20 protein-coding genes and 1 tRNA gene are annotated in these 23,563 nt (G+C 38.8%); 14 read left to right on the forward strand and 7 right to left on the reverse strand.

The genetic code is table 11. The annotated features are described in order from the left end of the window. Window positions 1-55: 55 nt before the first annotated feature. On the forward strand, window positions 56-448 hold the full coding sequence (locus OVA16_RS13215; RefSeq protein WP_267760122.1) for a Na+/H+ antiporter NhaA: 393 nt from the start codon (window positions 56-58) through the stop codon (window positions 446-448). On the opposite strand, the gene OVA16_RS13220 is transcribed toward OVA16_RS13215, so the two are convergent. Beyond that, a protein-coding gene (locus OVA16_RS13220; protein ID WP_267759787.1) for an IS3 family transposase occupies window positions 385-1,463 on the reverse strand; the annotation gives its coding sequence in 2 pieces (ribosomal slippage) (window positions 385-1,202 and window positions 1,202-1,463; 1,080 coding nt in all). The genes OVA16_RS13215 and OVA16_RS13220 overlap by 64 nt on opposite strands. 952 nt (window positions 1,464-2,415) lie before the next feature. On the opposite strand from OVA16_RS13220, the gene OVA16_RS13225 reads away from it, so the two are divergent. Continuing rightward, window positions 2,416-2,488: transfer RNA gene (locus OVA16_RS13225), tRNA-Lys, on the forward strand. 220 nt (window positions 2,489-2,708) lie between these two features. On the opposite strand, the gene OVA16_RS13230 is transcribed toward OVA16_RS13225, so the two are convergent. The 6 genes from OVA16_RS13230 to OVA16_RS13250 form a co-directional block, all read right to left on the reverse strand. After that, the gene (locus OVA16_RS13230; RefSeq protein WP_267760124.1) at window positions 2,709-3,338 is read right to left on the reverse strand and encodes a hypothetical protein; all 630 of its coding nucleotides are present in this window, start codon (window positions 3,336-3,338) and stop codon (window positions 2,709-2,711) included. Window positions 3,339-3,569: 231 nt separating this feature from the next. Further along, window positions 3,570-4,013: a metallophosphoesterase gene (locus OVA16_RS13235; protein WP_267760126.1), complete on the reverse strand. Its 444-nt coding sequence runs from the start codon at window positions 4,011-4,013 to the stop codon at window positions 3,570-3,572. Between the two features lie 204 nt (window positions 4,014-4,217). Continuing rightward, the gene (locus tag OVA16_RS13240; RefSeq protein ID WP_267760128.1) at window positions 4,218-6,668 is read right to left on the reverse strand and encodes a ligase-associated DNA damage response DEXH box helicase; all 2,451 of its coding nucleotides are present in this window, start codon (window positions 6,666-6,668) and stop codon (window positions 4,218-4,220) included. Window positions 6,669-6,769: 101 nt separating this feature from the next. Next, entirely contained in the window at window positions 6,770-7,996 is a 1,227-nt protein-coding gene (locus OVA16_RS13245) for an ATP-dependent DNA ligase (protein WP_324288610.1), read from the reverse strand. After that, window positions 7,972-8,361 carry a hypothetical protein gene (locus OVA16_RS20120; RefSeq protein WP_324288394.1) on the reverse strand — a complete coding sequence of 130 codons (390 nt, stop codon included), beginning with the start codon at window positions 8,359-8,361 and terminating at the stop codon, window positions 7,972-7,974. The genes OVA16_RS13245 and OVA16_RS20120 overlap by 25 nt, the downstream gene beginning before the upstream one ends. Beyond that, the gene (locus OVA16_RS13250) at window positions 8,358-9,401 is read right to left on the reverse strand and encodes a ligase-associated DNA damage response exonuclease (protein ID WP_267760130.1); all 1,044 of its coding nucleotides are present in this window, start codon (window positions 9,399-9,401) and stop codon (window positions 8,358-8,360) included. The genes OVA16_RS20120 and OVA16_RS13250 overlap by 4 nt, the downstream gene beginning before the upstream one ends. Window positions 9,402-9,576: 175 nt before the next feature. Here OVA16_RS13250 and OVA16_RS13255 point away from each other — a divergent pair, with 175 nt between their 5' ends. From OVA16_RS13255 to OVA16_RS13310, 12 genes are all read left to right on the forward strand, one after another. Then, window positions 9,577-9,870, forward strand: a complete 294-nt coding sequence (locus OVA16_RS13255; RefSeq protein WP_267760132.1) for an NrtR DNA-binding winged helix domain-containing protein — start codon at window positions 9,577-9,579, stop codon at window positions 9,868-9,870. Between the two features lie 359 nt (window positions 9,871-10,229). Continuing rightward, on the forward strand, window positions 10,230-10,793 hold the full coding sequence (locus OVA16_RS13260) for a hypothetical protein (RefSeq protein ID WP_267760134.1): 564 nt from the start codon (window positions 10,230-10,232) through the stop codon (window positions 10,791-10,793). After that, the gene (locus tag OVA16_RS13265; RefSeq protein ID WP_267760136.1) at window positions 10,675-11,781 is read left to right on the forward strand and encodes a DUF4832 domain-containing protein; all 1,107 of its coding nucleotides are present in this window, start codon (window positions 10,675-10,677) and stop codon (window positions 11,779-11,781) included. Before OVA16_RS13260 ends, OVA16_RS13265 begins: the two co-directional genes overlap by 119 nt. 12 nt (window positions 11,782-11,793) lie before the next feature. Next, window positions 11,794-13,848 carry an alpha-galactosidase gene (locus OVA16_RS13270; RefSeq protein WP_267760138.1) on the forward strand — a complete coding sequence of 685 codons (2,055 nt, stop codon included), beginning with the start codon at window positions 11,794-11,796 and terminating at the stop codon, window positions 13,846-13,848. 11 nt (window positions 13,849-13,859) lie between these two features. Continuing rightward, window positions 13,860-14,444 carry a glycoside hydrolase family 97 N-terminal domain-containing protein gene (locus OVA16_RS13275; RefSeq protein ID WP_267760139.1) on the forward strand — a complete coding sequence of 195 codons (585 nt, stop codon included), beginning with the start codon at window positions 13,860-13,862 and terminating at the stop codon, window positions 14,442-14,444. Then, the gene (locus tag OVA16_RS13280; RefSeq protein ID WP_267760141.1) at window positions 14,441-15,847 is read left to right on the forward strand and encodes a glycoside hydrolase family 97 protein; all 1,407 of its coding nucleotides are present in this window, start codon (window positions 14,441-14,443) and stop codon (window positions 15,845-15,847) included. Before OVA16_RS13275 ends, OVA16_RS13280 begins: the two co-directional genes overlap by 4 nt. 6 nt (window positions 15,848-15,853) lie before the next feature. Beyond that, window positions 15,854-17,638, forward strand: a complete 1,785-nt coding sequence (locus OVA16_RS13285; protein WP_267760143.1) for a glycoside hydrolase family 2 protein — start codon at window positions 15,854-15,856, stop codon at window positions 17,636-17,638. Window positions 17,639-17,777: 139 nt separating this feature from the next. Continuing rightward, window positions 17,778-19,883, forward strand: a complete 2,106-nt coding sequence (locus OVA16_RS13290) for a sugar-binding domain-containing protein (RefSeq protein ID WP_267760145.1) — start codon at window positions 17,778-17,780, stop codon at window positions 19,881-19,883. 2 nt (window positions 19,884-19,885) lie between these two features. After that, window positions 19,886-20,506 (forward strand): hypothetical protein, encoded by a 621-nt coding sequence (locus OVA16_RS13295; RefSeq protein WP_267760147.1) that lies wholly within the window; start codon window positions 19,886-19,888, stop codon window positions 20,504-20,506. A gap of 12 nt (window positions 20,507-20,518) precedes the next feature. Further along, a complete protein-coding gene (locus OVA16_RS13300; protein ID WP_267760149.1) occupies window positions 20,519-20,947 on the forward strand; it encodes a hypothetical protein in 429 nt (142 codons plus the stop codon). Further along, complete coding sequence (locus OVA16_RS13305) at window positions 20,844-21,287, forward strand: hypothetical protein (RefSeq protein ID WP_267760151.1); 444 nt, start codon at window positions 20,844-20,846, stop codon at window positions 21,285-21,287. The genes OVA16_RS13300 and OVA16_RS13305 overlap by 104 nt, the downstream gene beginning before the upstream one ends. 2 nt (window positions 21,288-21,289) lie before the next feature. Beyond that, a complete protein-coding gene (locus OVA16_RS13310) occupies window positions 21,290-23,488 on the forward strand; it encodes a glycoside hydrolase family 3 N-terminal domain-containing protein (RefSeq protein ID WP_267760153.1) in 2,199 nt (732 codons plus the stop codon). Window positions 23,489-23,563 lie beyond the last annotated feature (75 nt).

The raw sequence follows: 23,563 nt of genomic DNA on the forward strand, positions 1-23,563 counted from the left end.
ATTTTTGAACTTTCGCTATTTTAAATAGCAAATCCGAGAACTTACTATAAAGTACATGCAGACCATCAAAAAAACTCCCATCGAAAAAATTTCTAAACCTATCCAAAGTTTCATCGCCCAGGAGAAATCTGGTGGCATAGTCCTTGGTATCAGTGTGATTTTAGCCCTGATTCTGGCCAACTCTGGTTGGTCGGCTAGCTATCACCACTTTTTGGAGAATAGCTTTGGTTTCCAATGGAACGGTAAGTCCTGTTTCGATTTCAGTCTGCATCATTGGATCAACGATGGACTGATGGCCGTTTTCTTTTTTGTAGTTGGCCTGGAACTGAAACGGGAAATCGTTGGGTGTGCTTCCCTAAATTTCGTACCAATCAAAAATAGAATTTATTGGCATAATTTGTATTCTATTGGTGTTTTATTTTTGAGTGCTCTATGTGGCCTACTATAGTTATAGTCATTCATCCATTCTTCACTTATTGTTCTTACTTCCTGAATTGATTTAAATACGTAGGCATTTAATATATCCCTTCTGAAAGTTCCGTTTAACCTTTCGATGTAAGCATTTTGCGTGGGCTCACCAGGCTGAATGAACACAAGTTGGATCTTATTTTCCTTGCTCCAAATATCCAGTTTTGCACTAATAAATTCTGGCCCGTTGTCAACCCTTATCATTTTGGGATAACCCCTTTGCTGGGCGATTTCTTCCAAACTCCTTATCACCCGTAATGTTGGCAGCGATGTGTCTGTTTCTATCGTTAAAACTTCCCTGTTAAAATCATCAATCACGTTCAATAACCTTATTTTTCTGCCATCCCATAAGCTGTCACTCATAAAATCTATGCTCCAGACCTCGTTGATTTTGCCGGGCTGGAACAAAGCCTGTTTTACCCTTGCTGGCAATCTTTTTTTAGCCCTTCTTCTTATGTTCAGTTTTAGTGCGGTGTAAATCCTGTAGAGTTTTTTATGGTTGATCATTTCCCCTGACTTTCTTATCCGATGGTAGCATTGCCAAAAACCTATGCTTACGTGCTTTTCTGTCAAACCATTTAATAGTTCAATGTACTTGTCATCCTGCTTTATGCGGGCCAAGTAACTGAAGCTGCTTCTTGAGATTTTAATGCTATCACAAGCCTTGCGCTTACTGATCTGATGTTCGACAAGCAGAAAAGTAACAGCTTCTTTTTTATCGCAAGGCGCTAAAGCTTTTTTTCAATCAGATCCTTTAGCGCATCGTTCAAAAGTGCCAGATCGGTATACATCCGTTTCAGCTTGGAGTTTTCTGCCTCAAGTTCCTTTAGGCGTTTGAGATCGTTAATTTCCATCCCGCCATATTTGCTTCGCCATCGATAGAAGGTCTTCTCTGATATGCCGTTTGCTCTGGCAATATCTGTTACCTTAACGCCTTTTTCATGCTGTCTCAATATTGAAACAATCTGTGCCTCTGTAAATTGTGTTGTTTTCATAATTGTTAATTAAAAATAGTGTCTTTTTTCTATTTTTAATCGGACCAATTTCGGGGAAGCATACAAACTTAGGGACATCAATCTTGGGAAGGTAGAGAAATATCCAGCAACCGACAGCGCAAAATTAAGTTTTCTTTTCCTTTATGGCACAAAGGCAAAGACCGACACGGTGAAATTAAGGAAATGGCTTTCGGAAAGGCTGCAGACACGGGAGCTAATTATAATCAAAAATGACAAATAATATTAATTTGTTGTAGATGCTTTAGAAAATATAATTAATATAATCGGTTATTATGAAATAACTACTATCTTTACATATAAGCATTTGCAGCTCAGAAAAATTAATTAAAAGGTGCGTCATTCGGTAAGTCGAATCTCAAAACCTGTATAGATATTGTTTAATCGTTGGGATTTACACTAGGTGCAAATCCCAGCGGGATCACAAAAGGCGCAAGAGATTGCGCCTTTTCTGTTTAAATGGCAGTTTAAACGGCATCCGTAAAAAATAATAGGTCATTTCTACCCATAATAATCCACTACTACTGGTACCCCTTCTGGTGCCCAAATGTAATCGGTAATTTTGGGCACCAGTTATCAAGAAAACTTGATTAACAATTGAGGGCAATTGGAAAAAACTAGATGCTTTATAACAAGGTTGAGTAATGAAACGCAAACAAAGTCTTAAATCCTATTATTGCATCGCAAGTTGAAGCCTGATTTGAAAACTACACCTCATCATTTATATAATTTCAATTGATGATGAGGATGTTGAAAGTTCTTCCATAAAAAAATGCAATTCTAGTAGCATTTGTATCTTCAAAATATTTTTGTTGTTTGAGCCGAACACACCTAATTTATTTTAGCGTATAGGGCAATTAAATTCATTTTTTTTGGATAAATAATTTGAGTGGTTGAAATTAATCCGTATATTTGCACCTCCTTAAACAAGGAAGATTCCGTAGCTCAGCTGGTAGAGCATTACACTTTTAATGTAGTGGTCCTGGGTTCGAATCCCAGCGGGATCACAAAGATCACTATCAAAACGTATAAAAACCCTGCAATCGCACGATTAGCAGGGTTTTATTTTTACTGGAAATATAGCTGAAGCAAACCCATAATACTATAAAGGTGCCCGTTCTTTGGGAATAATATAGAAAGCTATTTCGGGCTGGAGAACTTGGTTTCTAAAAGAGGTTTAAGTAACCTTTCGGAACACTTAAACCAGAGGGGAGCGAATTGAACTCCTCACAAGTTTTCCTCGTCAAATTGTTTTTTCATAAGCGCAAAAAAATCTCTTTGATCATCTTTTACCATTTCTGGAGAAATTATTGTCTTGATCATAATATTATTACCTTCTTTAAAGCCAAAGCAATAACCATCCAAAGTTGCAGCAGTGAAATTAACGGGTTCATCCTGATGTTGTTCCTCAAAACTTTTGAAACAAGCTTCTGCTTGTTTAGTAATAAATCCTCCTGTAAATCCTCTGTCTTTTTTAATGTAATTTCTAATTATTTCATCGTTGCTGATGGAGTTATCTTTAAGTATCCTTTCCCTGTAACGTTTAAAAAAATGTGGTGCATAAATAGTAATAATATCATTTTGAAAAATCAATGATGCCAGATATTTACCTTTAGCTGTGTTATAAATAACATAAGCAGAGAACTCTGGTTTATTTTCATATCCTCTGCTAGGAGCAGAAAACGTGATAATAAATAGATTTTTCTTAGTTGGAGTTGTGTATTCGCGAGTCTTTGTGAAAGGAAAATTACTCGCTTTCAAAACCATTCTCCTGAACTCTTTAAAAAACAAATCCTTTTTTGTAACCACATTTCTGTAATCACTTTTTAATTCATTATGAATTTCTATTAAAGACATTGATGGGACTATCATACTCTAATATAGTAGTTTTTCATAGTTAAACCTTGATGACTTTGGAGGAAGCAATAGCAAAAACTTGGTCGTTTTTTTTCGGTCTGAGCAACTGTAGACCGGTAAATGTGCTAAAAGCAGGAAGGATGGCATGGTTCTCTCCAAAATAGAAGCAGGGAAATTTTAATCTTTGCTTGGCTTTATTTACCATGCTAATGCCAGGATGGATATGCCCGCCTATTGGATATAAGTGAGAGCTGGATGTTGCAACATCGTGGATAAAACAGAAATTAGCGGTGCGATAAGTCGGCTCATGAATTTCAATTCCCAAATCTTTATAGACCTCTTTTTTTGTCTGTCGTGATTTCCTTTTACCAGAAGAAATCCAACTTCGCTAAAATTCTCTTTCCATTTTGCAAATTCGTCAATTTCGGTGTTATGTTCGCTATGAAACATATCTCCATTGATTAATAATGTTTTAGGTCGATACTTCTTGAGTAAATTGCCAAGTCTATCCAAATCACTTTTAGAAACTGTATTGGGGATGGCTAGACCAGCTTTACGAAAGTGCGCAGCTTTACCCAAATGTAAATCGCTAATTGCTAATAATTTTTCATTCGGCAAGTAAAGAGCACGTTCTTCATCTAAAATAAGTTCTTCTCCTCTAATTTCGATTTTCACATTGCAAATGTAAGAGCCTGTTTAAAATTTATCTAATAATTTTTTTATGCGTCTTTTTGGCTGCAACCTCGTTATGTTTTTTTGAGGTAGAAGCCCAGCTATCTTTTCAAAAACAAGCCGTGTTTCGCTCAAAATAAGCGATAAACATTTTTATGAAATAAATTTAACGGGCTATAATAAAAAAAGAAATACTCGGCATTAGCATTATTTAAAAACTTCTTTTTTCATACGTTCTATTCGTTGTTCCAATTCTTCTGAACTCATATTAGCTCGTAAACTATCTACTTTAATTGGAAACGATAATGGCGTAAACCGTTTTGGGTAAGTAATGATGATATTACTTTGTTGAATTCGATGCAAGGCGGCGGCTAGCCGAGGCTCTTCCAATTGCTGATAAAATACTTCTTCGTAGGCTTGTCTTAGCAATAAATTGTGCTTGTCAAAATCGTTAAATACATTAAAGAACAGGCCAGCACTAGATTGTAAGTGTTTATTTTTTACGTATTTTCCGGGATAGCCCTGAAAAACCAAACCAGAAATACAGGCGATATCCCTAAATTTTCTTCTAGCCATTTCTGTAGAATTGATACTTAAGGTAATATCTTCTGCCAAGTTTTTTGGAGAGAAAACTTCATAGGCAATGCTATCATCCATCGGGATTTCCGTATCACTCAGTAACTCAAAACCATAATCGTTCATAGCAATAGAAAACGTGATTGGTACCAATTTACTTAACCGATAAGCCACCAAAGCACCCAGAATTTCGTGCACCAATCTTCCTTCAAATGGATAGGCAAACAGATGAAACCCTTCGCGGTTGTTGATCATTTCAATCAACAATTCATCGCTTTTAGGCACGTGCGACCGCTCTTGTTGTGTTAAAAACAAGGGATAAACCACATCAAGCTCTTGGTCTTGATGGGTTTTGTCTAACACTTCATTGTATTTTTTACGGAGAACCATGCCTAAATTAGACGAAAGCGGTAATCTGCCTCCCAACCAACTTGGCGACATGGCTTTTTTTTGCTTGCTGCTACGAACAATTACTGTCATTTCTTTAATTTGAACGAACTCTAAAATGCGCCCTGCCAAAATAAAGCTGTCGCCAGTTTTAAGTTTAGAAACGAAATATTCTTCTACCATGCCAATGTAGCCACCACTTAAAAATTTCACTTTCAGCATGGCATCGCTTACAATGGTTCCAATTTGTAACCTGTGCCGCATAGCAATTTGCCTACTTTTTACTTTCCAAAGTCCGTCTTCGTCTTTAACTACTTTTTTAAATTCATTGTAGGCCGTTAAACTATCGCCTCCAGAAGTGATGAATTGCATAGCCCAAGCCCATTCTTCGGGCAGTAATTCTTTAAAAGCATTGGTTTGGGTTATTTCTTGGTAGATAAGCTTATCATCGAAACCATTGCCAACCGCAAGCGTGACCAAGTATTGTAATAAAGTATCGAACACCATTACGAAAGGTTCTCTGCTTTCAATGTTATTTTCTCTAGCGGCTTCTTTAATGGCTGCAGCTTCTACAATTTCTAAAGCATGGGTAGGTAAGAAGTAAATTTTAGACACCTCATGTGGCGAATGCCCCGAGCGACCGGCACGTTGTAAAAATCGGGCTACACCTTTGGGAGAGCCTATTTGAACAACGGTGTCAACAGGTTTAAAGTCAACCCCCAAATCTAGCGATGAAGTGGCGATAACTGCTTTTAAAAGCCCACTATGCAAACTATCTTCAATCCAATTGCGTAGTTCGAAGTCTATAGAACCGTGATGTATGGCTATCCGTCCCGCTAAATCTGGTTCAATATCTAGCAGGTGCTGGTACCAAATCTCCGACTGGCCACGGGTGTTGATGAAAATTAAGGTGGTTTTGCTTTGATTGATGATTGGAAGTAGTTTTTGTGCCAATTTTAAGCCTAAATGACCTGCCCAAGGTAAGGTTTCAATGGTGTCGGGTAAGATGGTGTTAATCTCTATTTTCTTTTCTAGTTGAGCTTTAACAATAATTTTCTTGGCATCCTCTTCTGGAACAATGACATTTAAGGCTTCTTGGATATTGCCAATGGTTGCCGAAATGCCCCACACTCTTAAAATTTGCTTTCCATTAGCTTTTTGTAAGCCTTTAATTCTAGAGACGGCCAGTTCTACCATTACACCTCGCTTGCTTCCCAATAGCTCGTGCCACTCGTCGGCAACTATACATTGCAGGTTTTTGAATAAGTTGGAAGAACCTTTTTGCGCCAATAAAAGATGAAGGCTTTCGGGCGTGATGAGCAATATTTCGGGCATGGTTTTCTTTTGCTGCAGCTTCTCGGCTTGCGATGTATCGCCATTACGTACCCCAACATGCCAATCTAAACCCAAAACGTCTACTACTTCACGCATGGCCCTTGCAATATCTTTGGCCAAAGAGCGAAGTGGCGTAATCCATATCATTTGTAAACCTTTAACTGGCTTGGGTTGATTTAGCCCCTCGATGACTACGCCTAAAAAAACTGAGAATGTTTTTCCGAAGCCTGTAGGTGCATTTACCAAACCGCTATAACCGTCTAAGTAATACTGCCAAGTTTCCTTTTGGAAATCAAAAGGCTTTCGCTTATCGGCCTTTAGCCAAGAAATGATTTGTTTATAGCCTTTCGTTTTTTGCATGTTATTTTTCTTTACGTCATTTAGAGCTTCTAGAGAAATCTTTGATTTGCAGAGGCTTTTGTTGTAAGGTTGTTTTGTGCCTCTCTATGATGATTTGTTTTTTATTCTACAGCTGGTATCAACGCCTTCAAATCATCAAGTGTATTAATTTCTTCTGCTTTTTTATCTTTTCGCCAACGGGCGATACGTGGAAACCTTAATGCTAAACCAGCTTTGTGGCGTTTGCTTTCTGCAATGCCTTCAAAAGCAATTTCGAAAACCAACTCTGGTTTTACCGTGCGCACTGGCCCGAATTTTTCGATAGCGTTCTTATTCACAAAGCTGCTTACTTCCTTAATTTCCTTATCTGTTAATCCGGAGTAGGCTTTTGCAATAGTAATTAGTTTTTCTCCATCTCGAACTGCAAAAGTATAATCTGTGTAGAAATTAGCCCTTCTTCCGCTACCTTTCTGCGCATAAATCATTACCGTATCAACCGTATATGGATTAATTTTCCATTTCCACCAGTCGCCACGTTTTCTGCCTGCATGAAAAATAGAATTGATATGCTTCAACATAACTCCTTCACTATTGATAGCTCTTGCAGTTTCTCTAACGGCAGCCAATTCTTGCCAGTTATTGAATTTAATTACTGGAGATAATACTACGATTTCTTTAGTTTTTAATTTGCTGATCACTGTTTCTAGTAACTTTCGGCGTTGAGCTAACACTGTAGTTCTAATATCTTTTGTTTCGTATTCTAAAATATCGTAAGTGTAAAATCCTATTGGTGCATTATCTAGCTGACTTTTGTTTATCGTCTTTCTATTTAATCTTTGTTGTAGGGTGCTAAACGAAAGTACATTTCCATTTTTTACGGCAAGTATTTCTCCATCTAACACTGTTCCATCAGGTAATTCATCTTTAAGGAAATGAAGTTCTGGAAATTGATCGGTCACTAACTCTTCGCCACGGCTCCAAATAAACAATTCGCCATTGCGTTTTACAATCTGTCCGCGAATGCCATCCCATTTCCATTCTGCTTGCCAATCTTTTACATCTCCTAAATTTTCGGGTTGGGTATCTATGGCGTAAGCCAAGCAAAAAGGATAGGGCCAAGAATTGTCGGTATTTACGTGAGTGCCAGCGGTTAATTCTTCGTAAGTAATTTCATTTGGCTGCCATTTTCCCATGATGCTGTGCATGATTTTATTGGCATCTTGTTCACTTTGCTTGGCAATGGCATTCACTAATAGCTTATTGGAAACACCGATACGGAAGTTTCCTGAAATCAATTTATTAAAGATAAAACGCTCCTGCGTGGCTAAACTATTCCATGAATTAACGATGTATTCTTTTTTTCTTCATCGGTTTTGCCTTGAAGTGCAGCAAGTTCGGTAATCCATTGGTGTAAAGGCTTATCTATATTTTTTTCTGCTTCTGGCAGCACTAAAGCGATGGTTTCACTTAAATCGCCAACATTATGATAGCTTTCTGTAAATAACCACTCAGGAGTGCCGCTTAGTTCTATTGCCCATTGTTTAATTAGAGTTGTGGTAATAGGCCTTTTTGGACGTTTGCCCGTAAACATTGCAATTACATAAGGTTTATCGAGCGCATTTGCCTCATTGAAATAAGTAACCAAGGCTTCAATTTTATCGTTGGTTTTATTACTTAGTTCTAATTCCTGTATCAATTGTGCAAAGCGTCTCATTCGTTATCGTTGCTTTCTTTAACCGTTTCTCCAACACCTGCTTCTGCCTTTTGCTCGGCCTCTTCATCGCCGTATTGTGTTTTCACTTCTTCGGCCTCTATACCAATTTCGTTCAAGTAACGACTAAAAACTGATGTGCTTCCATGTGTTACCATTACTTTTTCTGCTTGGGTAGCTTTAATGGCAGCTAAAAGTCCGGGCCAGTCTGCGTGGTCGCTCAAAGCGAAACCTGCATCGGCACTACGCCATCTTCTGCCAGCCCTAACGGCCATCCATCCACTACAAATGCCAGTTGCTGGATTAATCAAGCTTTTGATCCATCTGCTATCTGCCAAAGCAGGAGGCACAATTACAATCCCTTTTTGGAGCTCATCTTTCTTGATATCGGGAGTGATTGGTATGGTTGTTCGTAAATCTACACCAGCCTTTCTAAATGCCTCATTTAACGCCGCAATGGTACGGTGTACGTAAATAGGATAGTCAGCTTTTAGGTTCTGAATTAGCCTTTGCGCTTTCCCCAGACTATAAGCTACCAATACGCTCGTTTTGTTTCTGTTGTGGTTATCTGCGATCCAGCTATTCATGTGGTCGAAAATTAATTGCTGAGGCTGCCATTTGTATATAGGTAGCCCGAAAGTGCTTTCAGAAACGAAAGTATGGCATTTAACAGGCTCAAAAGCTGTACTAATGCCGTCATATTCTGTTTTATAATCGCCAGAAACCACCACAATTTCTCCTTTGTATGCTAACCTAATTTGCGCTGAACCTATCACATGTCCGGCAGGAAACATACTTAGCTTAACTCCATTGATGTTGATAGCTTCGTTGTAAGCTAGGGTGGCTACATTTTCATATAAGCCATACCTTTCTTCTAAAATTGGCTTAGTTAGCGTATGGCATAAATAGCTTTTATTGCCCCATTTAGCGTGGTCGGCATGTCCGTGAGTGATGACTGCTTTATCAACAGGATGCCATGGGTCGATGTAAAAATCGCCTGGTTTACAGTAAATTCCTTTATTTGTGAACTGTATTAATGCCATATCCTGTATAACGATTTTCGTAAATTATAGTTTTAAAAATCCACGGCGCCACGTATTTTACTTTAATAAATATCAACAAATATCAATAAATATCAAACCCACCTTAATGCCTATTACCACACCGAATGGTTTACAATAGGCCAAAAAGGCTCAGCTAATTTTTGACCATAATACCATGGTGGCAGATGCTAGGCAGAGATTGCGTTATAAGGCCGCATTGCATCCTATATTATTCAAGTTACTCCCTAACAAATTTACACTTCCTCAGCTACAACTGCTTTTTGAAGAAGTAAACGATATGAAAATAGATACAGGTAATTTTAATCGGAAAATTAATTCAACTGGCCTATTAATTAAGCTAGATGAGAAAGATAAATCGAGCTTCGAAAAAGGAGCATTTTATTTTAAGCTTAATCATAAAAAATACCAATCAGATTTTCATTTGATCTTGAATTTAATTCCTAACTGAAGCTAAATTTACAATCTCACTTTTTTCTCTTCATGTTATTTACAAACTGTGTTGCTCTTCGCAAAATGGTATTGTATGCCTTGTAAAACACTTTCTGTACAAAAGTGAACCATTTCTGAACAAATTAGTACCATACAAAAACAGCTGTTTATATACTTTCGCAACATAGTGTTTCTACCGATTGAGTTGAAATCATAAATGGTGCACTAAATAGATAGTTTATAACCTAAACCAAATAAATTGTATGATAAAAATTGTTCTGAGCTCAATGGCTTTATTACGCTTTCTTTTTCCAGCTCAAATTGCTTGCAATACATATTTTTTATTAAATATTTCTAAAAGCTAGCATACCATAAGAAATGATTAAATCTGCACTACTATTGTTGATGTGTCTTCCAATATTTGCCTACGCTCAAACGAGTTCTGTAGATAAAAAAATTAATGACATTAAGGGAGGTACTGCTCTTGTTCAACCAAAATACGATAGCACAACAGTTCTGCGCAACCCTTTAAATGGCTGGGTAATGTACGCTGCTCGTAATGCAGATGAAACTTACTGGGATACTGAATTTTTTGTGCCAGCATTGGGCCGTAAAGTAAAAGCGATAGATTATGCTTCTGCTTGTTACATTCGTACCAGTTGGTCTTCGTTAAATCCGCAAGATGGTGTTTATGCCTGGGATAATCCGAACTCTAAAATTGCAAAGCTGATTAAAGGTGCTGAAAAAAGAGGATTGCCACTAGCTTTTCGTATCGTAGTTGATGGCCGCGACCAAGGACAGAACACGCCCAAATTTGTTTTTGATGCAGGAGCCAAATTTTATCTCGAAAATCCAGAGAACCCCAATAGACAAACACCTTATCCGCAAGATCCGATATTTAGAAAATGCTTACTACGCCAAATTTATCGAGGCTTTCGCTAAAGAATTTAATGATCCGAAACGCACTTCTTTTATTGATGCCTATGGTTTGGGTAAATGGGGCGAAGCACATCATGTGGTTTACCAAGATCCAAAAACTACAGAAACAGTAGACATCGAAAAAACGAAAGAAGAAGTGCTGGATTGGGTAACCGATTTGTACGCAAGAACGTTCACTAAAATTCCTTTAATTATCAATTATCATCGTTTGGTGGGGCATCCAGAAAGTTGGGCACCAGCAAATCCGAATAGTGAAAGGTTATTGGAAAAAGCCATAGCAAAAGGTTACAGTTTAAGGCACGATGCTTTTGGAATGACCGGCTATTACCAAGGTTGGGAAAAAGATTTTGCCAAGAAATGGAACTTCAAACGTCCTATTATTATGGAAGGTGGCTGGATTACCTCAAAAACACACAGCTATTGGATTGATCCAAGTGGTAAATACAGAAAGGGCCATCCAGAGGATGTAAGAAAAGGGGAATACGAAGCATCGAAAGAAGCACACGTAAATATGATGGATTTTAGGGTAGGAGATACCGAATCTTGGTTTAAGGAATTTGCTTTGGTACAGGGATTTAATGCAGAAGGTGGCTATCGTTTATATCCTGATGAAATCAAGCTTCCTAAGCAGTTGCAGGCAAAAAGTGCAGTTAACATCCAACACTCCTGGAAAAACATGGGCTGGGGATATTTTCCAAACAACATTCCACAATGGAATTACAAATACAAAGTCGCTTTTGCCTTACTAGATGAGCAAAATAAGGTAAAACAGGTTTTTGTAGATCAACAAGCAGAACCTTCCAAATGGTTAAAAGGTAATGCTATAGCCAATAATTTAGAAGTTACCGTAGCACTTCCAAAAGGAAAATATACCTGGGCCGTAGCCATTGTAGATACAACCAAAGAAAACCAACCAGCTATAAAACTAGCTGTAGAAAGCGAAGTAACGCAAAGCGGATGGGTAAAGCTAACGGAATTGAAAATACAATAACTTGAACATAGAATGATGAAGAGATTTTCGCTATTGCTTATTTTTTTGGTGTCATTTTATGCTGCAAATGCACAAAACGGCTATTACAGTCGATTGGAAAAAGACACTCTAGTGGTGGGCAACAAGTTGATAGAAAGGAAGTTTCTTTGGAATAACGGTAACCTGATTACCTATAGTTTAACTGATAAAGCATCTCAGCAAACTTGGTTGAACAGGTTAAAAACTCCCGACTTTCAGCTAACTAAAGATGCAGCTTCAAATGGAACGTATGCTTCGAAGGAAGTTAAAGAAACGGCTATTCCTCCCAATTATTTGGCTGTAGAAGTAAATGTTTTGTTGGGCACATTAACCGTTAAGAAGGTTTATAGAATTTATGAAGATAGTCCTGTAATTGCTTGCGATATCTATTTAAAAGGCAGTAATGATTTAGCTTTAGATGGTAAGGCGATTAACGCTGTGGATAGAAAAAATATCGAGTTTGCAGAGGATATGAAGTCTCAGCAAATGTCGGCTATTCTAGATCAAATTAAGTTAGATGGTTTTCATTGGCAAACTAAAATTGTAGAGTTTTTTGATGTAACGGATTGGAACAACAACCTGGTCCAAGAAAGAAATATCATTCCTTATCGTAAAACCAATTACAGAGGTAACTTATTGGTAGCGCATAACAATGAGAACAATAAAGGCTTTTTCTTTTTAAAGGAAGCACCAACTTCTAGCGTTCAGTTGGCTTATCAGGGATATGATTTTACCACCGATTTTGGTCATTTTACTATGAGTGGCTTGGGATTAACCGCTAAAGACATCAAAAATAATGAATGGACAAAAGCTTATAGTAGCGTAATTGGTGTTTACAGCGGCGGCGAATTAGAGCAGTTATCCGCCTTGCGTAACTATCAAAAAAACGTTCGCAAATTATTGCCACAACGTGATGAAATGGTAATGATGAACACCTGGGGCGACAGAAGTCAGGATGCCAAAGTAAACGAAAAATTCAGTTTGTTGGAAGTGGAAAAAGCGGCAGAATTGGGTGTGTCGCACTTTCAGATAGATGATGGCTGGCAAATCGGCAAAAGCCCTAATTCGGCGGTTGCTAAAGGATCTTTCAAAAACATTTGGGATAATCCAGATTACTGGAAACCAGATCCGGCAAAGTATCCAAACGGTTTGCATCCTATTGTAAAAAGAGGGAAAGATTTAGGCGTAGAAGTTTGTCTGTGGTTTAATCCGAGTGTACAAAATGATTATGCCGACTGGCAAAAAGATGTGAATGCTTTGGTTGCTTTATACAAAGAATATGGCATCCGCACTTTTAAAATCGATGGTTTAGCCATTCCAACCAAGCAATCGGAAATTAATTTACGTAAGTTGTTTGATGGTGTTTTGGAACAAACCAATAACGAAGTGGTTTTCAATTTAGATGCTACAGCGGGTAGGAGAGCAGGTTATTACACTTTCAATGAATATGGAAATATCTTCTTGGAGAACCGATATACCGATTGGCAGAATTACTACCCGTATTGGACGTTGAGGAACTTATGGCAGCTGTCTAAATACGTTCCTGCCGAGAAATTACAGATCGAGTTCTTAAATAAATGGAGAAATGCAGAGAAATACGGTAACGACATTTTTGCGCCAAACAACCATTCTTTTGAGTATTTATTTGCGACTACCATGGCTGCGCAGCCTTTAGCTTGGTTTGAAGGCACGGGGTTGCCTGGCGAAGCATTAAAGGTTAAAGATTTAATTAAAGCTTACCGAAAAATACAACACGATTTCCATTTGGGAACCATTTTGCCTATTGGCGATGAACCTTCTGGTAGGTCGTGGACTGGCTTTCAATCGCTGAACGGAAACCGAGGTTACTTCATTTTTTACAGAGAGAATACTAACGAAGCAGTTGGAGCTGTGAAAACTTGGTTGCCTGCTGGAACTAAAGTGAAATGCACACCAGTATTAGGAAACGGAAAGAAGATCAATACCACCATTGCTAAAAACGGAACTATCGAAGTTGCGCTTCCAAAAATAAACGACTTCGTGATGTATCGCTACGAAATCAACAAATGAGACCAAAAAATATGAGAATTATCCTAACCACATTTTTACTAGCCCTTACCATCAGCTCTTGGGGACAAAAAAAGTACCAGTTAAAATCCCCCGATGGGAAATTGGTAGCTGCTATTTCTTTGAGCGATAAGATTAATTATGTAATTACCCATCAGGGAGATACGATTTTAAAACCTTCTGTCTTGAACATGAGCCTAGATAATGGCACTGTTTGGGGCAAAAACTCTCAATTGAAAAACGCAAAAACGAACACCCATCATCAACAGATTAATGCGCTGTTTTATAAAAGAAACCAAATTGATGACCATTACAATGAGCTTGTTTTGAGCTTCAAAGAGAGCTTCAACCTCATTTTTAGAGCTTATAACGAAGGTATCGCTTACCGATTTGTATCTACCAGCGATAAAGCAATTACCATAAAAAATGAGGAAGCTGTTTTCAATTTCACGAAAGATTTCAACGCTTACGTACCTTATGTAAAAGGAAAATTTAAGGATATCGAAAGTCAGTATTTCAATTCATTTGAGAACGAATATACTTATACGCCATTGAGTAAAATTAGTGCCGATAAATTGGCTTTCTACCTTTGGTCGTGAGTTTAGATCATGGTAAAAAGGTTTGCTTAGCAGAAGCTGATTTGGAAAGTTATCCAGGAATGTACCTGACTAATACCAATGGCTCTACTTCTTTGCAATCTAATTTTGCGCCTTACCCAACGGCAACTCAACAAGGTGGTCACAACGAATTGCAACAATTGGTTACTGCTCGTCAGCCTTATTTAGCCAAAAGTAAAGCCAAAGCTCAATTCCCTTGGCGTATTGTAATTGTATCTACTAACGATAAGCAATTGGCAGATAATGACATGGTCTACAAATTGGCCGCACCATCAAGAATAGCCGATGCTTCTTGGGTTAAACCGGGCAAAGTAGCTTGGGAATGGTGGAACCACTGGGGCATTTCAAATGTAGATTTTGAAGCGGGTATCAATACCGAAACCTATCAAGCTTACATCGATTTTGCATCTAAAAACAAGATCGAATACGTGATTTTAGATGAAGGATGGGCAGTAAACAAAAAAGCAGATTTGTTCCAAGTAGTACCAGAAATTGATTTGAAGAAACTGATTGCGCATGCCAAAGCTAAAAATGTAGGTATCATTTTATGGGCTGGTTACTATGCTTTCGAAAGAGATTTAGAGAAAGTGTGTAAGCATTATTCGGAAATGGGCGTAAAGGGTTTCAAGATTGATTTCATGGATCGCGATGACCAGCAAATGGTAGATTTCCATTACCGAGCGGCAGCAATAGCGGCTAAATACAAATTGATGTTGGATTTCCACGGTACTTACAAGCCAACAGGTATCAACAGAACTTATCCAAATGTGATCAATTTCGAAGCTGTACATGGCTTAGAGCAAATGAAATGGACTGGCCCAGAGTTAGATCAGGTCACTTACGATGTAACTTTTCCTTACATCCGCATGGTGGCTGGGCCGATTGATTATACGCAGGGTGCCATGCGCAACGCCACCAAAAGAACCCATCGCGGTATCAATGATGAACCGATGAGCCAAGGTACACGTTGTCGTCAGTTAGCGCAGTATGTTATTTTCGAGTCGCCGCTGAACATGCTTTGCGATAGCCCAACCAATTACGAAAAAGAACAAGAATGTACCGATTTTATTTCGGCAATTCCAACCGTTTGGGATCAGACTATCGCCTTAGAAGGCGAGATTGGCAAATACATCGCCATTGCCCGTAAAAAAGCAGACCATTGGTATGTAGGCGCAATGACCAACTGGGATGCCCGTCAATTAGAATTGGATTTATCTTTTCTGGGAGAAGGCAATTATGTTGCAGAGCTGTACAGAGATGGTGCCAATGCCAATCGCATCGCCTCAGATTATAAAAAAGAAACCATCACTATTCCTGCCGACCGTAAAATGAGCATTGCTATGGCTAAAGGCGGTGGTGTGGCAATGAAAATCTATAAGAAATAACACAAAATGATGAAGCCTAGAACCCTTTATTTAGCATTATCCCTGGTTTTTATTCTGATTTTTTCTAAATCTATCGCACAACAAACCATGACCAATGTGTATGGCAGAAATGTGCAATCGTTAAATGGAAAATGGGATGCCATTATTGATTTGTACGATCAGGGTAGAAAAAACAAAATATTCCTGAATAAGAAACCAGAAACCAAAATCGATTTTTACGAGTATTCTTTCGATAACGGACTTCGTTTAAATGTTCCATCAGATTGGAATAGCCAAATGCCCGAGTTGAAATACTATGAAGGCACCATTTGGTATGCTCGTGGTTTTGATGTAGCGAAAGATGATAGCAAGCGCAAATTTTTGTATTTCGCAGCAGTGAGTTATCGTTGCAGAATTTATCTAAACGGTAAAGAAATTGCACAGCATGAAGGTGGTTTTACCCCGTTTCAGGTTGAGGTAACCGATGCTGTAAAAGAAAAGGATAACTTTTTATCGGTTGAAGTGAATAATACTCGTCAGGTGGATGCGATCCCAGCCATGGCTTTCGATTGGTGGAACTACGGTGGGATTACCCGTGATGTATTTTTGGTAAGTACGCCAAAAGTGTTCATTGAAGATTATTTCATCCAGTTGGACAAAACCAAAGCAACTCAAATCAATGCTAGCATTAAACTTTCAGAAAAAGTTAGTCAATCGGTAACCATCGAAATTCCTGAATTACAGTTAAAGCAAACGCTAAAAACAGATGCCAATGGCGAAGCGAAAACTTCATTTGCTTCGAAGAAAATCAAACGTTGGTCGCCAACTTCGCCAACCTTATACAAGGTAAGGGTTTCTAGCGAAAATGACCGAGTGGAAGAGCAAATTGGTTTCCGTAATGTTTGGGTAAAAGGAGAGGATATCTATCTGAATGATAAACCTATTTTCTTAAAATCAATCTCCTTCCACGAAGAAATTCCACAACGTAAAGGTCGTGCTTTTTCTGAAGCAGATGCGGTAATGCTGTTATCAGAAGCCAAAGCTTTAGGTTGTAACATGATCCGTTTGGCGCATTATCCGCAGAACGAATACATCGTTAGGCTGGCTGAAAAAATGGGTTTCCTGTTATGGGAAGAAATTCCAATTTGGCAAGGTATCGACTTTAAAAACGAGGCCACCAAAGAAAAAGCAGGTAAAATGATGCGTGAAATGATTATGCGTGATAAAAATCGTGTGGCCTTAACTTTCTGGGGCGTAGCTAACGAAACGCAACCATCAGCACCTCGTAATGCCTTCATCAAATCGCTAATTGATATTACCAAATCTATAGATACCACCAGATTGATTACAGCAGCCTTTGATTTAGTTCGCTTTAACAAAGAAAGACAAGTTTTTGTAATGGATGATCCATTCATCAAAGAGTTGGATGTGGTTGCAATCAATAAATACATGGGCTGGTATCATCCTTGGCCGGTTACGCCAGATAAAGCAATATGGGATGTGGCTAAAGGCCAGCCTTTGATTGTTTCTGAGTTTGGTGGCGAAGCACTTTATGGTAAAACCGGCGAAGCCGATGTAGTGAGTTCATGGAGCGAAGATTACCAAGCGACTTTGTACAAAGAGAACCTAGAGATGTTTAAGCATATCCCGAATCTACGCGGCACATCGCCTTGGGTGCTGTTCGATTTCCGTTCGCCGTTCCGTTTTCATCCAACCAACCAAGAAGATTGGAACCGTAAAGGTTTGGTTTCTGACCAAGGGTACAGAAAGAAAGCGTGGTATTTAATGAAGGAATATTACGATAGTAAATAAGTAAATAAAGCAGTTCGTCATTGCGAGGAACGAAGCAATCTTAAAACTAAATGTTTAGCGACACTTGTAAGATTGCTTCGTCGTTCCTCCTCGCAATGACGAGAATAAAATGATATAATAATTAACACAAAACCCAAAAATGAACCTATATAAAAACCTAATACGCCTACTTTTGATGCTGTTTTTGATGCAAGCTTATGCATTAAAGGCACAGACCGTATCCGTAGATTTATCTGGCAAATGGAAATTTCAAACAGATGTAATGGATTTTCGAAGGGGATCTCTTTCTCCTCGTTATAACCACGTATTACAGGAAGAAATTCAGCTTCCGGGCATTACCGACGATTATAAAATTGGCTACAAAGTGCCTTACCAATACATCGATCGTTTAACTAGGAAATACGAATACATGGGGCCAGCTTGGTACCAACGCGATATCGAAATTCCGCCAGCTTGGAAAGGCAAAAAGATTTTCATGTATTTTGAGCGTACGCACTGGCTAAGTTCAATTTATGTAGATACCAAAGAAGTGAGTGCGATTGATTACATCAGTGTGCCGCACAATCACGATTTAACCAATTTCGTGAAACCGGGTAAAACACATCGCATTACGGTTTGTATCGATAACAGATTTCAGTATAAAACCCATAAATGGAACCACGCTCACACCGAATTTACCCAGATCAATTGGAACGGTATTTTGGGAGAAATGAAATTGATGGCGATTGATCCAGTATATGTGGAAGATCTTCAGGTCTATCCAAACATTGCTAATAACGCTATAAAGGTACGTTTGCAGGTCAATAATGAAACTAAAAAGCAATTTACAGGCAAGGCTTCTTTCACCATTAACGGCAAAAATTACAACCTTAAAAACGAAGTTGCTGTAGTGAGCAAAGACTCGGTAACTTTTGTAGAAGCCAATATCCCAATGGGTAAAAATGCCAAATTATGGGATGAGTTTAATCCAAATGTTTATCAAATTACGGCACAGCTAAATACCTCTGATGGAAAAACCAACTATCAACATGAAAAAGCGACCACCTTTGGTTTAAGAGAAGTAAAACAGGGCAAAAACCACGTGATGTTGAACAATCGCCCAATTCATCTACGTGGAAATGTGGAGAATGCGGTTTTTCCAAAAACTGGACATGTACCAGTTGATGATGCTTCTTGGGAACGAATTATGTTGCTCATGAAAGATTATGGCATGAACCACTTGCGCTTCCATTCTTGGTGTCCGCCAAAAGCAGCTTTCCGCATGGCGGATAAACACGGGATTTACTTCGAAGTGGAAATGCCGATGTGGGGTAAAGATGCTGAACCTGATGAAGACCGCTACAACTTTTTCCGCAGGGAAATGAGAGCTATTTTGAAGGAATATGGCAATCATCCATCGTTTGTTTTGTATTGCAACGGAAACGAAATCACTGGAAATTTTGATTTTATTGAAGAACTAACTTCCGATGCTATCAAATTAGACTCTCGTCATTTATTTAGTGGTTCTACCGCTCGTACTCGTGTAAAATCAGATCAATATTATGTTTCGCAGCAAACCAACAAGGGGCCTGTAAAAGTTTATGAAGGTTTACCAAATACCGATTGGGATAGAAATGCTGAGTCTGACGTAGATGTGCCAGTAATTTCTCATGAATCGGGGCAACGTTGTGTGTACCCAAATTTTGAAGAAATTAAGAAATATGCCAATAGCCCAGTAGAAGCTCGAAATTTTGAAGTTTTCAGAGATATGCTACAAAAAAACGGCATGTTAGATCAAGCCAATGATTTCTTCAAAGCTTCGGGAGCTTTAACGGTTTTAGAGTACAAAGCGGTAATTGAAGCATTGTTGCGTTCATCTAAATCTGCTGGTTTCCAATTATTGTCAATCAACGATTTTCCCGGGCAAGGTTACGCACCTGTGGGTATTTTAGATCCATTCTGGGATAGCAAAGGCTTGGTTACCCCAGAGAAGTTTAGAGAATTTTGTGCGCCTACAGTTGCCTTGTTACGCTACGAAAAGAGCAGCTTCTTCAATTCAGAAACTTTTGTTGGCAAAGCCGAAGTATACAATTTCAGCAATGCTGCCATTAAAAATGCCAAATTAAAATGGTGGATCACTGATGAAAGCGGTAAAGTGCTGCAAAAAGGAAATTTGAAAAGCCAAACCATTGCTAACGACAATGTATCGCCAGTTGGCGAATTTTCGATACCGTTAAAAGGGATTAAAGCATTTCACAAAAGCTGACGGTGCATTTTTCTGTTGACGATGCTATTAAAAACAGCTGGGATATCTGGGTTTATCTGGCACACGAAAACCTAATGAAATCTACTGCCGAAGTGCTTTATACCCATGTTTACGATGATGCCGCTAAAAAACAGTTGGCACTAGGTAAATCTGTAGTGCTTTATCCTGCGCCAGCAGATGTAAAGGGGCGCAAATCAATGTTCCATAATCATTTTTGGAACCCAATTATGTTTGCTTGGGCGCCGATGACAATTGGTAATTTGGTTCACAATGATCAGCCTATGTTCAAAGATTTCACAACGTCGTATCACACCGATTGGCAATGGTGGGATATCTTGAATAATGCCAAGGTAATCGAAATGCAAAACACGCCAGAAAAACTTCGTCCATTTATTCAAGTGATTGATAGCTATGATAATAACCAAAAATTGGGTATTGGTTTTGAAGCTAAAGTGAATGGCGGGAAATTATTGGTCTTGGCGGTAGATACGAAGACAGATCTAGACAAACGTCCGGCTACGCAGCAGTTGTTGTACAGTATAGATAATTATGTAAAGAGCGGTAAATTCTCGCCGCAAGTTCAAGTGGAAGAGACTTTTATCCAATCGTTTTTAAATAAATAAGAAAGGAAAGTGATGTGGAGAAGAATTGCATTAGGAGTAACGATGTTGGCCGGTCAGACTTTGATGGCGCAGGAAATCGTATTCAACCAAAAAGCAGCTTTAGCGCAAGTGTATCAAAAGGCTGTAGAAGCTGATGGGCTGCTGCCAATGAACGATTTAAACGTGGATTTTGGTTATGTGCTTTATCAGACTGAAATTACCACGCAAGCGGAAAGTGAAGATTTGGAGTTGGAAAATGTTCGCGATTATGCTGCGGTTTATGTAGATGAAAAATTTCAAGGGAGGGTAACCGATAGCAATAAAAAAATCGCTATTAAAACAACGCCTGGTAAAGTACTTGCTACAAATTTATGTGGAAAACATAGGCAGAATTACTTACGGTCCAGAAATTACAGACAACTCGAAAGGTTTATTTGGCGAAGTCACTTTAGATGGAAATGAGATTTCGAATTGGAAAATGATCCCCTTGAATATCAAAAAATATTCCATCAAAGATCTGAAATTTGAAAATCGTACGGAAGCAGCAACGCCAGGTTTCTACAAAGGGACTTTTAAACTTGATGAGGCGATAAAGACTTACCTAGATATCTCTGGATGGGGTATGGGCGAAGTATGGATCAATCAAAAGTATGTGGGGTCTTATTGGGAGGAAGAAAAGCAACGCTCTATTTTAATTCCAGCAGAAAATTTAATGCAGGGAGACAACGAGATTGTAGTTTTCGAACTCAAAAACAACCAACAAAAAACAATGAAATTATCACAAACACCTGTTTTTAAATAGAAATGATAAAGAAGATAATTTTAGCGCTGGCACTTACTTCTGCCACGTTATTTTCAAGTTATAAAGAAGAAAAACCAGTTTATAAGGATGCCAAACAGCCTATCGAAAAGCGAATAGACGATTTGCTGGCTCGCATGACTTTGGAAGAAAAGGTAATGCAACTGAACCAATATACGCTGGGTAGAAATGACAATGCCAATAACATGGCCGATCCGGTAAAGGGTATTCCGGCAGAAATTGGCTCTTTAATTTATTTTGGTAGCGATGCTGATTTGAGAAATCAAGTGCAGAAAAAAGCGATGGAACAAAGCCGTTTGGGCATTCCTATTATTTTCGGTTACGATGTGATCCATGGTTTCCGTACCATTTATCCAATTTCTTTGGGGCAAGCTTGCTCTTGGAACCCTGTTTTGGTAGAAAAAGCTTGTGGCGTGGCAGCACAGGAAGCGAGAATGTCGGGTGTAGACTGGACTTTCTCGCCAATGATCGATGTGGCAAGAGATGGTCGTTGGGGACGCGTGGCTGAAGGTTATGGCGAAGATACCTACACCAATGCCATTTTTACGGTAGCTTCAGTTAAAGGTTACCAAGGAACAGACCTTTCGAGCGACAAAAATGTAGCTGCTTGTTTGAAACATTACATCGGCTACGGTGCATCAGAAGCTGGCCGTGATTATGTGTACTCAGAAATTTCTAACCAAACCCTTTGGGATACCTACATGCCGCCTTATGAAGCAGGCGTGAAGGCAGGTGCGGTAACTTTGATGAGCTCATTCAACGATATCAGCGGAACGCCAGGCTCGGCAAACCATTATACCTTAACAGAAGTATTGAAAAATCGTTGGAAACACGATGGCTTTGTGGTTTCAGATTGGGGTTCAATTGAACAACTTCGTCCGCAAGGTGTAGCTGCCAACAAAAAAGAAGCGGCCTTAAAAGCTTTTACGGCTGGTGTAGAAATGGACATGATGAACAGAAGCTATGATAGCCACCTAGGCGAACTGGTTAAAGAAGGTAAGGTTTCTGAAGAATTATTGAATGATGCGGTAAGACGTGTGTTGAGAGTGAAATTTAAGTTAGGGTTGTTTGACAAACCTTACACGCCAACTACTACAGAAAAACAGCGTTTCTATCGCCCAGAAAGCATGAAAATTGCAGAACAATTGGCCGAAGAAACCATAGTTCTGTTGAAGAATAAGGATAAAGCATTGCCCTTAACCTCAGCTAAAAAAATTGCAGTAATTGGCCCAATGGCAAAAAGTCAATGGAATTTATTGGGTTCTTGGTCGGCGCAAGGTAAAGCAGATGATATCATTACTATTCACGATGCTTTACAAGCGGAATATAAAGGCAAAGCCGAAGTGTCTTACGCTCTAGGTGCCGATTTTGATGGTCAGGATAAAAAGGGTTTTGAAGAAGCGAAGGTTTTAGCAGCAAAATCTGATGTGATTGTACTGTGTTTAGGGGAGAAGAAAAACTGGAGTGGCGAAAATGCATCGCGTTCTACCATCGCTTTACCACAAATACAGGAAGAATTGGCTATCGAGTTGAAGAAATTGGGTAAGCCTATCATTTTGGTATTGTCTAGCGGTCGCCCTTTAGAGTTAAACAGATTAGAACCCATTAGCGATGCCATTTTAACGATGTGGCAACCCGGAACGCCAGGCGGTAAACCATTATCAGGTGTGTTATCTGGTCGCGTAAATCCATCGGGTAAATTAGCCATGACTTTTCCTTACTCTACCGGACAAATTCCTATTTATTACAACTACCGCCAAAGTGCTCGTCCGCACCAAGGTAAATATCAGGATATCCAAAGTACACCTTTATATGAGTTTGCCCACGGTTTAAGCTATACTACTTTCGAATATGGCGATTTAAAAGTTTCTTCCACTCAACTAAAAAGAGGCGAAAAATTGATGCTAGAAATTCCAGTGAAAAATACCGGCGATAGAGACGGGGTGGAAACCGTTCATTGGTTTATTCAAGATCCAGTATCTACTATTTCTCGTCCTATTAAAGAACTTAAATATTTTGAAAAACAACTGTTGAAAAAAGGCGAAACCAAAACTTACAAGTTTGAGGTTGATTTACAGCGAGATTTAAGTTTTGTGGATGGCAATGGTAAGCGTTTTTTGGAAAGCGGCGAGTATAACATCATCGTTAAAAACAAAAAAATTAAAATAGAAATCGTAGATTAACGCTCTACGAATGAGAATTTGTTTAAATTTTGCCTGTACTTTGCCTGTCAGTCTGAGCTTCCCGAAGACAACTTG

It is taken from the genome of Pedobacter sp. SL55, from assembly GCF_026625705.1.
Lineage (GTDB): Bacteria > Bacteroidota > Bacteroidia > Sphingobacteriales > Sphingobacteriaceae > Pedobacter.

Coding starts and splice junctions, on each gene's coding strand:
- OVA16_RS13240 (WP_267760128.1), bottom strand. CDS start 6,668: ATGCAAAAAACGAAAGGCTATAAACAAATCATTTCTTGGCTAAAGGCC.
- OVA16_RS13300 (WP_267760149.1), top strand. CDS start 20,519: ATGTGGAGAAGAATTGCATTAGGAGTAACGATGTTGGCCGGTCAGACT.
- OVA16_RS13270 (WP_267760138.1), top strand. CDS start 11,794: ATGATGAAGAGATTTTCGCTATTGCTTATTTTTTTGGTGTCATTTTAT.
- OVA16_RS13290 (WP_267760145.1), top strand. CDS start 17,778: ATGAACCTATATAAAAACCTAATACGCCTACTTTTGATGCTGTTTTTG.
- OVA16_RS13250 (WP_267760130.1), bottom strand. CDS start 9,401: ATGGCATTAATACAGTTCACAAATAAAGGAATTTACTGTAAACCAGGC.
- OVA16_RS13255 (WP_267760132.1), top strand. CDS start 9,577: ATGGTGGCAGATGCTAGGCAGAGATTGCGTTATAAGGCCGCATTGCAT.
- OVA16_RS13265 (WP_267760136.1), top strand. CDS start 10,675: ATGCAGGAGCCAAATTTTATCTCGAAAATCCAGAGAACCCCAATAGAC.
- OVA16_RS13230 (WP_267760124.1), bottom strand. CDS start 3,338: ATGTCTTTAATAGAAATTCATAATGAATTAAAAAGTGATTACAGAAAT.
- OVA16_RS20120 (WP_324288394.1), bottom strand. CDS start 8,361: ATGAGACGCTTTGCACAATTGATACAGGAATTAGAACTAAGTAATAAA.
- OVA16_RS13215 (WP_267760122.1), top strand. CDS start 56: ATGCAGACCATCAAAAAAACTCCCATCGAAAAAATTTCTAAACCTATC.
- OVA16_RS13260 (WP_267760134.1), top strand. CDS start 10,230: ATGATTAAATCTGCACTACTATTGTTGATGTGTCTTCCAATATTTGCC.
- OVA16_RS13285 (WP_267760143.1), top strand. CDS start 15,854: ATGATGAAGCCTAGAACCCTTTATTTAGCATTATCCCTGGTTTTTATT.
- OVA16_RS13310 (WP_267760153.1), top strand. CDS start 21,290: ATGATAAAGAAGATAATTTTAGCGCTGGCACTTACTTCTGCCACGTTA.
- OVA16_RS13275 (WP_267760139.1), top strand. CDS start 13,860: ATGAGAATTATCCTAACCACATTTTTACTAGCCCTTACCATCAGCTCT.